The 12642-nt window shown below is 62.1% G+C and carries 10 protein-coding genes and 1 pseudogene; 10 read left to right on the forward strand and 1 reads right to left on the reverse strand.

Annotated elements, in window-relative coordinates; genetic code table 11:
* The 5 genes and pseudogenes from hutU to Q673_RS34495 all read left to right on the forward strand — a co-directional run.
* Positions 1 to 1246: urocanate hydratase (hutU, locus tag Q673_RS34470; protein ID WP_023007370.1), on the forward strand; the 1246-nt coding region annotated here is incomplete at its 5' end.
* 14 nt (positions 1247 to 1260) lie between these two features.
* A complete protein-coding gene (gene hutH, locus Q673_RS34475; protein WP_023007371.1) occupies positions 1261 to 2796 on the forward strand; it encodes a histidine ammonia-lyase in 1536 nt (511 codons plus the stop codon).
* A 78-nt stretch (positions 2797 to 2874) separates the two neighbouring features.
* Entirely contained in the window at positions 2875 to 4221 is a 1347-nt protein-coding gene (locus Q673_RS34480) for a Na+/H+ antiporter family protein (RefSeq protein WP_023007372.1), read from the forward strand.
* 129 nt (positions 4222 to 4350) lie between these two features.
* A protein-coding gene (locus tag Q673_RS34490; RefSeq protein WP_442778059.1) for an IS3 family transposase occupies positions 4351 to 5486 on the forward strand; the annotation gives its coding sequence in 2 pieces (ribosomal slippage) (positions 4351 to 4633 and positions 4633 to 5486; 1137 coding nt in all).
* 108 nt (positions 5487 to 5594) lie between these two features.
* Positions 5595 to 6272: pseudogene (locus Q673_RS34495) on the forward strand (IS30 family transposase); the annotation flags it as partial.
* Between the two features lie 841 nt (positions 6273 to 7113).
* On the opposite strand, the gene Q673_RS34505 reads toward Q673_RS34495, so the two are convergent.
* Positions 7114 to 7488 (reverse strand): histone-like nucleoid-structuring protein, MvaT/MvaU family, encoded by a 375-nt coding sequence (locus Q673_RS34505; RefSeq protein WP_023007377.1) that lies wholly within the window; start codon positions 7486 to 7488, stop codon positions 7114 to 7116.
* Between the two features lie 275 nt (positions 7489 to 7763).
* On the opposite strand from Q673_RS34505, the gene Q673_RS34510 reads away from it, so the two are divergent.
* From Q673_RS34510 to Q673_RS34530, 5 genes are all read left to right on the forward strand, one after another.
* Positions 7764 to 8699 carry a LysR family transcriptional regulator gene (locus Q673_RS34510; protein WP_031218806.1) on the forward strand — a complete coding sequence of 312 codons (936 nt, stop codon included), beginning with the start codon at positions 7764 to 7766 and terminating at the stop codon, positions 8697 to 8699.
* Positions 8700 to 8805: 106 nt separating this feature from the next.
* Positions 8806 to 9864 carry a TRAP transporter substrate-binding protein gene (locus tag Q673_RS34515; protein WP_023007379.1) on the forward strand — a complete coding sequence of 353 codons (1059 nt, stop codon included), beginning with the start codon at positions 8806 to 8808 and terminating at the stop codon, positions 9862 to 9864.
* 70 nt (positions 9865 to 9934) lie between these two features.
* Positions 9935 to 10441 (forward strand): TRAP transporter small permease, encoded by a 507-nt coding sequence (locus tag Q673_RS34520; RefSeq protein WP_023007380.1) that lies wholly within the window; start codon positions 9935 to 9937, stop codon positions 10439 to 10441.
* Entirely contained in the window at positions 10438 to 11715 is a 1278-nt protein-coding gene (locus Q673_RS34525) for a TRAP transporter large permease (protein WP_023007381.1), read from the forward strand. Before Q673_RS34520 ends, Q673_RS34525 begins: the two co-directional genes overlap by 4 nt.
* 4 nt (positions 11716 to 11719) lie before the next feature.
* Positions 11720 to 12478: a M15 family metallopeptidase gene (locus Q673_RS34530; protein ID WP_023007382.1), complete on the forward strand. Its 759-nt coding sequence runs from the start codon at positions 11720 to 11722 to the stop codon at positions 12476 to 12478.
* Positions 12479 to 12642: the final 164 nt, after the last annotated feature.

Consider the following 12642-nt stretch of genomic DNA (forward strand, 5'->3'; position numbering starts at 1 on the left):
GGGCATCGTGCAGGGCACCTATGAGACCTTCGTCGAGGCGGGTCGCCAGCACTACGACGGCGAGCTCAAGGGACGCTGGATCCTGACTGCAGGCCTCGGTGGCATGGGCGGTGCCCAGCCGCTGGCCGCCACCCTGGCCGGTGCCTGCTCACTCAACATCGAATGCCAGCAGTCGAGCCTCGATTTCCGCCTGCGCACTCGCTACCTCGACGAGCAGGCCGAGGACCTGAATGACGCACTCAAACGTATCGAGCGCTACACCGCCGAGGGCAAGGCGATCTCCATCGGCCTGTGCGCCAACGCGGCCGACGTGCTGCCCGAGCTGGTCAAGCGTGGCGTCAAGCCGGACATGGTCACCGACCAGACCAGCGCCCATGACCCCCTGCATGGCTATCTGCCCCAGGGCTGGACCTGGGAGGAGTATGTGGCGCGTGGCAAGTCACAGCCCGAGGCCACCGTCAAGGCCGCCAAGCAGTCCATGGCGGTGCATGTTCAGGCGATGCTCGACTTCCAGAAGATGGGCGTGCCCACCTTCGACTATGGCAACAACATCCGCCAGATGGCGATGGAAGAGGGCGTCGAGAATGCCTTCGACTTCCCGGGCTTCGTGCCGGCCTACATCCGCCCGCTGTTCTGCCAGGGCATCGGCCCGTTCCGCTGGGCGGCGCTCTCCGGTGACCCCGAGGACATCTACAAGACCGACCAGAAGGTCAAGGAACTGATCCCCGACGACCCGCACCTGCACAACTGGCTTGACATGGCACGCGAGCGCATCAGCTTCCAGGGCCTGCCGGCGCGCATCTGCTGGGTCGGCCTCAAGGACCGTGCCCGCCTGGGTCAGGCCTTCAACGAGATGGTCAAGAACGGTGAGCTCAAGGCCCCGGTTGTGATCGGGCGCGATCACCTGGACTCCGGCTCGGTGGCTAGCCCCAACCGCGAGACCGAAGCGATGCAGGACGGCTCCGATGCCGTGTCCGACTGGCCGCTGCTCAACGCCCTGCTCAACACCGCCGGTGGCGCTACCTGGGTGTCGCTGCACCATGGCGGCGGCGTAGGCATGGGCTACTCCCAGCACTCCGGCGTGGTGATCGTCTGCGACGGCACCGATGATGCCCATGCTCGCGTGGGCCGGGTGCTGCGCAACGACCCGGGTACCGGTGTCATGCGTCACGCCGATGCCGGCTACGAGATTGCCAAGAACTGTGCCCGTGAAAACGGCCTCGACCTGCCGATGCTGGACAACTAACAGGAGACTTCACTATGCCCCATCTAGAGATTCAGCCCGGCAAGATGACCCTGGCGCAGGCGCGCCAGGTCTTTCAGGAGCACGTCAGCGTCAGCCTGCCCGCCAGCGCCGATGCCGATATCGGCAAGTCGGTCGATTGTGTCAACCGAGTTATCGCCGAGAACCGCACTGTCTATGGCATCAACACCGGCTTCGGGCTGTTGGCCCAGACCCGTATCGCCAATGAGGACCTCGAGGCACTGCAGCGGTCTCTGGTGCTCTCTCACGCCACTGGTGTCGGCGCAGCCCTGGATGACAACCTCGTGCGGCTGATCATGGTGCTCAAGGTCAACAGCTTGGCGCGCGGCTTCTCCGGCATCCGCCGTGAGGTGCTCGATGCCTTGATCGCACTGATCAATGCCGAGGTCTACCCGCATATCCCGGTCAAGGGCTCCGTCGGAGCGTCAGGGGATCTCGCTCCCTTGGCTCATATGAGTGTGGTGCTGCTGGGTGAGGGCAAGGCCCGGTATCGGGGCGAGTGGGTGCCGGCTCGCCAAGCCTTGGAGATCGCTGGTCTCGCACCAATGGAGCTGGCTCCCAAGGAGGGCCTGGCTCTGCTCAATGGTACTCAGGTCTCGACGGCCTACGCTCTGCGTGGCCTGTTTGATGCCGAGGACCTGTTCGCTGCCGCCACGGTATGTGGGTCTTTGACCGTAGAAGCTACCCTGGGCTCCCGCTCGCCCTTCGACGCCCGGGTTCATGAAGTGCGCGGCCAGCGCGGCCAGATCGATGCTGCTGCAGCCTATCGCCATCTGCTGGGGGAGGGCAGTGCCATCGGCGACTCCCATGCCGACTGTGACAAGGTGCAGGATCCTTACTCGCTGCGTTGTCAGCCCCAGGTAATGGGAGCCGCGTTGACTCAGATTCGACAGGCGGCCGAGGTGCTGGGGGTGGAGGTTAATGCGGTCTCGGATAACCCGCTGGTGTTTGCCGATGACGACGACATCATCTCCGGTGGAAACTTCCACGCCGAGCCGGTCGCCATGGCGGCCGACAATCTGGCGCTGGCGATCGCTGAGATCGGCTCGCTGGCCGAGCGTCGCATCTCGCTGATGATGGACAAGCACATGTCCCAGCTGCCGCCTTTCCTGGTGGAGAATGGTGGGGTCAATTCGGGCTTCATGATCGCTCAGGTTACCGCGGCAGCGCTTGCCAGCGAGAACAAGGCCCTGGCGCATCCACATAGCGTCGACAGCCTGCCCACCTCAGCGAACCAGGAGGATCATGTCTCCATGGCCCCGGCCGCCGGAAAGCGCCTATGGGAGATGGCTGACAACGTACGCGGCATTCTGGCCATCGAGTGGCTGGGTGCTTGCCAAGGTCTCGACATGCGCCACGGGCTGAAGAGTACCGAGACGCTGGAGCAGGCCAGGCAACTGCTTCGCGAGCGAGTCAGTCACTACGAGCAGGACCGCTTCTTCGCGCCGGATATCGAAGCCGCCAGTGAGCTGCTCGCCGCCCGAACCCTGAGCCCCTTGGCTCGCCCCGGCACGCTGCCCAGCCAGCGCTGATACGCCTGGTGCCTCTCCACGGCGACGGGTCGTGGAGAGGTCATCGCATTCAACTTCCAATGACAAAGTAGGCTTTACATGAATGCTATCGTCCTGGCCATCCTGGTGATGGTTGGCTTGAGTCTTGCCCGCGTTTCCGTGGTCTTTGCCCTGATCGTCGCCACTCTGGTCGGGGGCCTCTATGCCGGCATGCCGATCAAGGAAATTCTTGATGCCTTCAACGATGGGCTAGGCAATGGCGCGACCGTGGCGCTTGCCTATGCCGTGCTGGGCGCCTTTGCCGTGGCCCTGTCGCGTTCGGGTATCACCGAGGTGATGGCAAATCGTGCCATTCGCCGCTTTCATGTCGACGAGTCGGGCAGCAGTCGTCGCATGGTGACCTACACACTGCTGGCCGCACTGCTGGCCGCGGCGGTCAGCTCCCAGAACCTGATCCCGGTGCACATCGCCTTCATCCCGGTACTCGTGCCGCCGCTGCTCAAGTTGATGAACCATCTTCAGCTTGATCGTCGCCTGGTCGCTTGTGTGATCACCTTTGGCATCACTGCACCCTACATGTTGTTGCCTGTGGGGTTTGGTGCCATCTTCCTCAACGACATCCTGCTGACCAATCTCAATGAGAGCGGCGCCGAGCTGGGGCTTGAAGTGACGCGCCAGATGGTGCCCATGGCCATGGTGATTCCCATCGGGGGAATGGCGCTGGGTCTGGCCGTGGCAGTGCTGATCAGCTACCGGAAAGGGCGTCGCTATGAAGACCGTGACCTGGCGCACGGTGACGAGACTCCTGCCGAGGCGGCCCAACATCTGAAAGGTTGGCAGAAGGCCGTGCTCGCCATTGCGTTGGTCGGTACGGTAGCGGCGCAGCTTTATACCGGCTCGATGGTGCTGGGCGGGATTTTCGGTTTCGCCGTATTGTCGTTGAGTGGCGTCTTTCGCTGGCATGAGCAGGACGGGATTTTCACCGAGGGCATGCGCATGATGGCCTTGGTCGGTTTCATCATGATCACCGCAGCAGGCTTCGCCAGCGTGATGCAAGCCAGTGGTGAGGTAGAAGGGCTGGTGACCAGCTCCGCCGAGATGATCGGCGACAACAAGGGACTCGCTGCGCTGATCATGTTGCTGGTCGGCCTGTTCATCACCATGGGTATCGGGTCCTCCTTCTCGACGATTCCGATCATCGCCTCTCTCTACGTCCCACTGGCGCTCAACTTCGGCTTCTCGCCGCTGGCTACCGTGGCCCTGGTGGGTACCGCTGCCGCGCTGGGCGATGCCGGCTCGCCAGCCTCGGATTCGACACTCGGGCCTACCGCTGGTCTGAATGCAGACGGCCAGCACGATCACATCTGGGACAGCGTGGTGCCGACCTTTCTGCACTACAATATTCCGTTGGTGATCTTCGGTTGGGTGGCTGCCATGGTTTTGTGAGTTGGCCAACGATTCTCACCAGTAGCGCTATAAACAGCCCTAACTTTCGATCCAGTTAGGGCTTGAAGTGGTCCCCGAAATTCGGACCAGGCGCTAAGCTCTGATCAGACCGACCAGGAGACCCTGATCATGAGCAAGAAACGTCGGCAGTACAGCAACGAGTTCAAGGCCAAGGTGGCCTTGGCTGCGCTGAAGGGCGACGAGACCACCTCGGCGCTGGCAGCTCGCTTCGAGCTACATCCCTCCATGGTGAGCCAGTGGAAGCGTGAACTGCTGGACAACGCCGCTGGCATCTTCGAGGGCAGCAGCGGCAAGGCCGCCCAGAAGAGCCAGGAGGAGATCGATACTCTGTACCGTGAGATCGGTAAGTTGACGGTGGAACGCGATTTTTTATCACGCAGGCTCGATCGTTGAGCCGGGCCCAGCGCCTGGCCATGATCGAGCCGCCATCTTCCGCAACCCCGAGCCTGAGACGGCAGTGTCAGCTGCTGGGCATCAGCCGTTCCTCGCTGTACTACCAGCAGCGCGAGTGGCTGGCCGAGGATCTGGTGCTGATGCGCCTGATCGATGAGCAGCATCTGCTGACGCCGGTCTACGGATCCCGCCGGATGACCGTCCACCTCAACCGGCTGGGGCACCGGGTCAACCGCAAGCGGGTCCGCCGCCTGATGCGTCAGATGGGGCTCCAGGCCATCTACCCGCGACCACGGACCAGCCTGCCGGGCAAGGGCCACCGGATCTACCCCTACCGGCTGCGCGGCCTGACGATCGACCGGCCGAACCAGGTGTGGGCGACCGACATCAGCTACATTCCGCTGGCACGCGGGTTCATGTACCTGATGGTGGTGATGGACTGGTATAGCCGCCGTGTCCTGTCGTGGCGGGTCTCCAACACTCTGGACACGGACTTCTGTGTGGATGCGCTGGAGGAGGCACTGGCCCGTCACGGAGCGCCCGAGATCTTCAATACGGATCAGGGGTGCCAGTTCACCAGCCAGGCCTTCACCGGCGTCTTGGAGGCTCACGGCGTCACCATCAGCATGGACGGCAAGGGCTGTTACCGAGACAACATTTTCGTGGAGCGGCTCTGGCGCAGCGTGAAGTACGAGTGTGCCTACCTGAGGGCCTTCAAGGACGGGGCCCACCTGAAGCAGGAACTGGGCCGTTACTTCGCCTGGTACAACCAAGAGCGGCCCCATCAGGGATTGGACGATGCAACACCGGATGAGGCGTACTTCCCACAACCAGTGAAACAGGCGGCCTGACGCCGATGGTGATCCGATCCGAGCTTAGATGACCTGTCAGGTGGTTCGAAGGATGGGGTCCTCTTCAGCACACTGAAGCGCATGTCTCCCAACGATTCACGTCGGCAGGTCTCGCATGAGGCCATCTACAACGCGCTCTATGTGATGCCCCGCGGCAGTCTCAAGAAAGAGCTCATCGCCTGCCTGCGGCAGGGCAACGGCAAGCGTCGCTCACGCAGCCGTGGCAAGGATCGTCGCCAGCAGATTCCCGATCTGGTCAGCATCCACATGCGCCCGCCTGAGATCGAAGACCGCTTGATGCCTGGTCACTGGGAGGGCGATCTCATCATTGGCGCCAACAATCGCTCTGCCGTCGGTACGCTGGTGGAGCGCACCACACGCTTGGTGATCTTGGCGAAAGTGGATGGCACCACGGCTACGGCGGCGGCCGTTGGCTTCAGCGATAAGCTCAATGAGGTGCCGCGAGCCCTGCGTCTATCCATGACCTACGATCAGGGCAGAGAGATGGTGAAGCATGCCGGGATCACGCAGAAAACCGGTACGGCGATCTACTTCGCTGACCCGCATAGCCCATGGCAGCGGGGCTCCAACGAGAACACCAACGGGCTGTTGCGGCAGTATCTGCCAAAGGGAACGGATCTCTCCGTTTACAGCCAAGAAGAGCTCGACGAGATCGCCGACTCACTGAACACACGGCCTCGCCAGACGTTGGACTGGCGAACCCCACTGGAAGTCTACGCCGAAGTGCTCAACAAATCCGTCGGCGGACCGAGCACCCTTCAATAGCGTTGCACTTGGAACTTGAGACCGCCGGTCTTGGTCGTAACGGGTCGGATACTGCTTGGGCGGTTTATCAGGTCCTTCTCCAAGAACGTTAGGAAGGAGCCCTCTGCGGTGTTTTGGGCGGGGGCGTGAAGAGACATGTCTCTAGTCCTTTGCTTGCCATACCTATGTGGCAGGGTATCCAGCCATTGGCATGGCTGCCAACATCAGGACATCATGTAAAAAACCAAGGTTTGTTTTCTGCGAGGTGCCGCGATGACACGAGATGACGGAGCACCGAGGCATGGTGCCAAGAGAGCTTCTCCCGACAGCTCGCGGGATCGTCTGACGGGCTCGGTGCAGGAGTACCTTGAGCCGTTCGAGCAAGTAAGCGCCGAAGAACGGGAGGTTCATGATCATACTGCCGTCAGCGCGGCGGTCATGCGGACAATGACGAATATCGCGCGTGAATGGGAGTGCCCCGAGGCTGAGATGGCCTCCCTCCTGGGGATGGAGGTGACAAAGTACCGAATGTGGTCGAGCGATCCCGCCCGGGCAGCTTTGGATGGTGAGCGAATAGAGCGAGCGTCCCTTCTGCTGGGAGTCTACGCGGCGTTGGTGACTTTGTTCCCGTTGACCGAGCGTCAGTGCGGGTGGCTGCGTCATCCTAATCAGGGAGCGCTCTTTCAGGGGAGACCACCAATGGAGCATATGCGCCATGGCGGGCTATCCGCCTTACGTGAGCTCCGGGTATATCTCGACGCTGAGCTACAGGGAGGTTTTGCATGATCACCGGCTACCCACCGGTCAGCATCCAGGACCAGAACCCCCCAGCTGCAGCACTTATTGCTTGAATTCAGGTATCTCAATCTTCAGTTCTTACCAACCAGCCCTCTACGGTGTCGGCACCGTGCTCTTCTTTCCAGGCTTTTAGGGTTTTCTGGTTGCCGCCACGAGTTTCGACTACCTCACCCGTATTCGGGTTCTTGTAGATCTTGAGCTTCCGCTTGGCGCGACCTGAGGTCTTGGTGCTGCTTGATGACTTGTTGGCTGTGGGCGTCGGGTCGAGCAGCTTGATGACGTCGGAAGCCGACTTGTCGAACTCCCGCATCAGAGTCTCAAGGTGGTTCTTGAAGTCGAGCTCGGCCTTGAGTCGCTCGTCATTCTTCAGATTGTCCAGCTCTTCCTGAAGCTGCTTGAGCTGCTGTTCTTTCTGCATGTAGGTGTTCAGTAGTGACATTGAGTGATCTCCGGGCTGTGCCCAATCGTTGCTGTCTGTCGTCACCAGCATGTCTGGTGGCGGTATGAAAATTATGCTTTACCTTGATATCTTATTAATTAATGGCTATCACTTCAATCCAACAGATAGCACGCAGTAGACATTAACCTAATTTTCTTGGTTTGGAGTCGCTTTATGTCAGGGTATAAAGTTAATTGAGCTGAGGTGGTGGAGTATGGCCTCGGGCAGGGTGGTATCGTGTAGGGCACCCACGATCGAACAGGCGCTTCTCTACCATGTTGAACTCTCGGGCGCTCGCGTATCTCAGCGAAGTGATGCGGCGCGGCTCGCTGCGTCAGGCCGCTACTTATCTGAACATCGATGTGGCCGCCATCAGCCGCCAGATCCGCCAGCTGGAGGAGGTGGTTGATACCCAGGTGATGGAGCGTCACGCGGGTGGCGTCCGGCTTACCGAGGCGGGACTCCTGTTGGTCGAGCACTACCACGCCCAGCACGATGCCGAAGCGGCGGTGATTTCCCGATTGTCGGCGTTGCAGGGCCTGGTTAGTGGTCAGGTCCGCATCGCGGTGGGGGAGGGATTTATCGCCGACCTCATCTCGGCGCCGATGCAGACCTTCATGACGGCCTACCCCGGCATTGAACTGGAGATCATCATGGCCGGCGTCAACGAGGCCATGGCGCTGGTGAAGCAGCGTGACGTCGACCTGGCCCTGCTCTATGCACCGCCGGTGGACACCCAGCTTGCATGCCATGTCGAGACACGGCAGCCGCTGGATCTGATCGTGCCGGCCGGCCACCCCCTCACGGCAATGGGAAGCCCGGTGACGCTTCAGGCGCTGGGCGAGTGGCCCATCGGGCTGATGGACAGCCCCTTCGGGATGCGTCAGATGGTGGACGCCGTAGCGCACCAGGAGCGTCTGGCCATCACCCCCCGCCTGCATACCAACTCCGTGGCGGTGCTCAAGAACTTCGTACGCTCGGGGATCGGCATCACCTTCATGCCCGAGCTGACGGTCGCCGAGGAGATCCGCCAGGGTGACATCGCCGTTCTGCCGATGGCCTATCCGGTCCTCAGCGAGGCCCGTGCGCAGATCGTGAGCCTGGCCGGGCGCGAGCTCACCGTGGCGGCCAGTGCCTGCCTCGACCACCTTCGTCGCGGGATGCGCTTCTTCAATGCCGACGCACCGCGACTGCTTGAGAGCAGGCGTTGATGAAATATCAATGCTATATGGTTTGAATAGTCAACGCGTCAACGCCTAGTCTGCTGATATACCGGCGTCGCCGGGTCTTCACCAACAACAAGCCATGGAGATCAGCATGACCCTGTTTGCCCGCAAGCCTCTCGCCTCTCTGGGCCGCTCCTTCGCTGCCGCTCCGCTGCTGACGGCATGTCTTGCCGCTGCTTTTGCCAGCAGTGCTCAGGCCGCCACCACCGTCAACATCGGCTACAACGGCGCGCCGGATCCCGAGAAGAACGCCGTGCACGTCTTCGCCACCAACCTGAAGCAGCTGGTAGAGGAGAAGACCGAGGGCGAGATCGAGCTGAAGCTCTACGCCAACAGCCAGCTGGGCGAAGAGCAGGAGCGCATGGAGCAGGTGATGAACACCCCCAGCCTCAACATCGCCTCCTTCGCCGGCATGTCACCGGTGGTGCCCGAGATCTTCGTCAGCGCGATTCCCTTCTTGTTCGACGACTTCGAATCGGCCCGGACCTTCTTCGACGAGGGCCAGTACTGGCAGGCGGTGGAAGACGCGCTGCGTGAGCGTACCGGCCTGGAGCTTCTCGCCGTGGTGGAAGAGGGCGGTTTCCTCGCCTTCACCAACGACGAGCGCCCGATCTCTTCCCCCGAGGACTTCGAGGGGCTGCGCTTCCGCGCCATGGATCCCAGCCAGGTCGCCCTCTACGAGGCCTTCGGGGCCTCTGGCACCCCGATCCCGTGGACCGAGGTCTACATGGCACTGCGCACCGGGGTCGCCGATGGCCAGATGAACCCGCCCATGTACATCATCCTGGGCAGCCTCTACGAGGTGCAGGACTACCTGACCCTGGCCAACATCCAGTACTCGGACCAGTTCCTGGTCGGCAACAGCGCGATGATCGATGGCTGGGACGAGGAGATGCGCAGCGCCTTCCTGGAGGCCGTCGAGGAGGCCAACCAGATGGCCCGTGAGCACAACGAGGCGAAGGTGGATGAGCGTATTGCCTACCTCGAAGAGCAGGGCATGGAAATCATCCGTCCCTCGGAAGACGAGCTGGAGGCATTCCGTGAGCTGGGTCAGCCCGCCTACCTGGAGTGGCTGGGTGAGCGTGATATCGAACCACGCTTCATCGAGATGGCCCTCGAAGACGCCGGCATGACCCACCTGGCCGAGTAATCACCCATCCCACGGGGCAGGCGCCCGCGCCTGCCCGGATGCTCATACCGCGACAACTCCGGAATCCTTCATGTCATCCCTGAACGCTCGCGTGCTGGGGGCCAGCCGCCGTGTGTCCTTGTCCGTGGCCAGTACCCTGCTGCTGATCGACCTGGCCATCATCCTGTACGGCGTCTTCATGCGCTATCTCGCCGGCGGGGCGCCCATCTGGACGGATGAGCTGGCCCGCTACCTGATCATCGGCAGCGTCCTGCTGGCCGCTGGTGCCGTGTGGGTCGAGGGTGGCCATATGCGGGTGGCCCTGATCGAGCGGCTGCTGCCGGTGTCACTTCGACGCCTGCTCAACCTCTACCAATGGCTGCTTACCCTCGCTATCGCCATTGCCGCGGCGATCTTCAGCTATCGCTATGCGCAGTCGGTCTCCATGTTCACCAGCCAGGGGCTGGGGGTCAGCCGCACGGTGCCGATGATGGCGATGCCGATCGGCTTTGCGCTGCTGGCCTGGCAGGCGCTCTGGTACGGGCCGGCTCCCCTCAAGGAACTCTCGGAGATGGCGGAGACGGAGGACGCGTCATGACCCTGACCATGCTCGCCGTCTTCCTGGTGCACGTGCTGCTGGGCCTGCCGTTGTTCGTCTCCCTGCTGGCCACCTCGCTGGTGGGCTTCCTGTTCGTCGACCCCAGCATGATTCCGCGCATGCTGCCCCAGCAGTTTTTCGGCGGCATCAATGCCTTCTCGCTGATGGCCATCCCGCTGTTCATCCTGGCCGGCAACCTGATGAATGTGACTCGCCTCACCGATCGCCTGATGGCCTTCGCCAAGCTGCTGGTGGGCCATCTGCGCGGGGGCATGGGACACGTCAACGTGGTGTCCAGTGTGTTCTTCGCCGGGGTCAACGGCTCGGCGGTCGCCGATACCTCGGCGCTGGGCTCGCTGCTGGTCCCCCCGATGCGCAAGGAAGGCTACTCCACGGCCTTCGCTGCCGGGCTCACCGCCGGCAGCTCGCTGATCGGGCCGATCATTCCGCCGAGCATCTTCATGATTCTCTATGCCTCGCTGACCAACACCTCGGTGGGCGACCTCTTCCTCGCGGGGGTGATCCCTGGGCTGCTGCTGGGCGTAGCCTTCATGGGCATGAACGCCTGGTATGCCTGGCGCGTCGGGATGGAGAAGCGAGGCGGGCTGCCCAGCGCACGGGAACTGCTGGTCACTGCGGTGGGGGCACTCCCGGCATTGGTGGCACCTTTCATCATCGTGGCGGGGATCGTGCTGGGGTTCGTCACGCCGACCGAGTCTGGCGCCCTGACCGCTCTGTATGTGGCGCTGTGCGGTGCCGCACTTGGCAACCTACGCCTGGCCGACCTGTGGAAGGCCATCGTCGATACCACGCGTCTCACCTCGGCCATCTTCCTGATCATGGCGGCCTCGGCCACCATCAGCTGGCTGCTCTCCTACGCCCAGGTGCCCAACCAGTTCGTCGAGCTGCTGGCTCCCTACATCGAACAGCCGGTGGTGATCCTGCTGATGCTGAGCCTGATCACCTTCGTCACCGGCATGTTCATGGAGGAGGTGTCGGCACTGATGCTGCTGACACCGATCTTCTCCCCGGTGGCGATGATGGCCGGGATCGACCCGGTGCACCTGGGCATCATCATCACACTCAACATCACCATCGCCTTGATAACCCCGCCCATGGGCGCCTGCGTGTTCGTTGCCGCCGCGGTCAGCCGCCTGGAGATTGTGTCGCTGTTCCGGACCATCTGGCCCTTCGTGCTGACGGCGGTGATGGTGCTGTTGCTCCTGATCCTGTTCCCGGGGCTGACGCTCTGGCTCCCCACACTGCTTGGATAGTGCAATGACGGATTCCCTTTCTCAGCTGACTGCCACCCCGATCGTCGAGAGGCCCGAGCCGGACTGGCCGGTGCTGAGCCGGATCCCCATACAGGGCAGCGACGAGCCGCTGGTGCCGCTAAGCCTCGCGCCGGCGCCGATCAAGGTATTCCCCGTGTATGCAAAGCAGAGCGTGCCGGGGGCGGTGAACGAATGCTACGTTCGGGAAGGGGTGTATCGCCGTCTGCTCAGGGTGGCGCGTTCGCTGCCCGAGGGAATGGGTCTGATCATCCTCGACGGCTGGCGACCCTGGCGAGTGCAGCAGTACCTGTTTGACACCCTCCAGGAGGCGATTCGCGCCCACCACCCTGAGCTCGACCAAGAATCGTTGTTGACCCGCACCCGGGAGTTCGTCTCGGTCCCCAGCCGGGAACCGGAGGCCCCCAGCCCCCACCTGACCGGTGGGGCGGTGGATGTCACGCTGAGCGATGCCGATGGGTTACCGCTCAACATGGGCACGCTCTTCGATGAGGCCGTACCGGCTTCGCACACTGCCTACTTCGAGAACCGTGAAGCTCTGTCGGAGACTCAGCGGCAGGTACGCGACAACCGCCGTCTGCTCTACGCGGTGATGTACGAGGCGGGATTCACAAACCTGCCCAGCGAGTGGTGGCACTATGACTCCGGTGACCAACTCTGGGCTCATTACGGGCAGCACGAACGGGCGATCTATGGCCCAGCCGAGCTGGCAACGGTCGAAAGCCGGTGGAGGAGGCAGCTGTAGGTAATTGTCAGTCACCGTGTAGTTGACATTCTTTTTTGGTCTTGTTTAGCTAGTTTCGGTAGAGCATCAAAGGCCATTTATTATGGGTTTGACCTGCCATACACTGTGAACCTATCGTAAGCGGGGATTGTCGAACTAATGTTACGTGCGCCCGCAGACGCGGG

Source organism: Halomonas sp. PBN3 (assembly GCF_000475415.1).
Lineage (GTDB): Bacteria > Pseudomonadota > Gammaproteobacteria > Pseudomonadales > Halomonadaceae > Halomonas > Halomonas shengliensis.

Coding starts and splice junctions, on each gene's coding strand:
- Q673_RS34510 (WP_031218806.1), top strand. CDS start 7,764: ATGTTGAACTCTCGGGCGCTCGCGTATCTCAGCGAAGTGATGCGGCGC.
- Q673_RS34530 (WP_023007382.1), top strand. CDS start 11,720: ATGACGGATTCCCTTTCTCAGCTGACTGCCACCCCGATCGTCGAGAGG.
- Q673_RS34480 (WP_023007372.1), top strand. CDS start 2,875: ATGAATGCTATCGTCCTGGCCATCCTGGTGATGGTTGGCTTGAGTCTT.
- hutH (WP_023007371.1), top strand. CDS start 1,261: ATGCCCCATCTAGAGATTCAGCCCGGCAAGATGACCCTGGCGCAGGCG.
- Q673_RS34505 (WP_023007377.1), bottom strand. CDS start 7,488: ATGTCACTACTGAACACCTACATGCAGAAAGAACAGCAGCTCAAGCAG.
- Q673_RS34520 (WP_023007380.1), top strand. CDS start 9,935: ATGTCATCCCTGAACGCTCGCGTGCTGGGGGCCAGCCGCCGTGTGTCC.
- Q673_RS34525 (WP_023007381.1), top strand. CDS start 10,438: ATGACCCTGACCATGCTCGCCGTCTTCCTGGTGCACGTGCTGCTGGGC.
- Q673_RS34515 (WP_023007379.1), top strand. CDS start 8,806: ATGACCCTGTTTGCCCGCAAGCCTCTCGCCTCTCTGGGCCGCTCCTTC.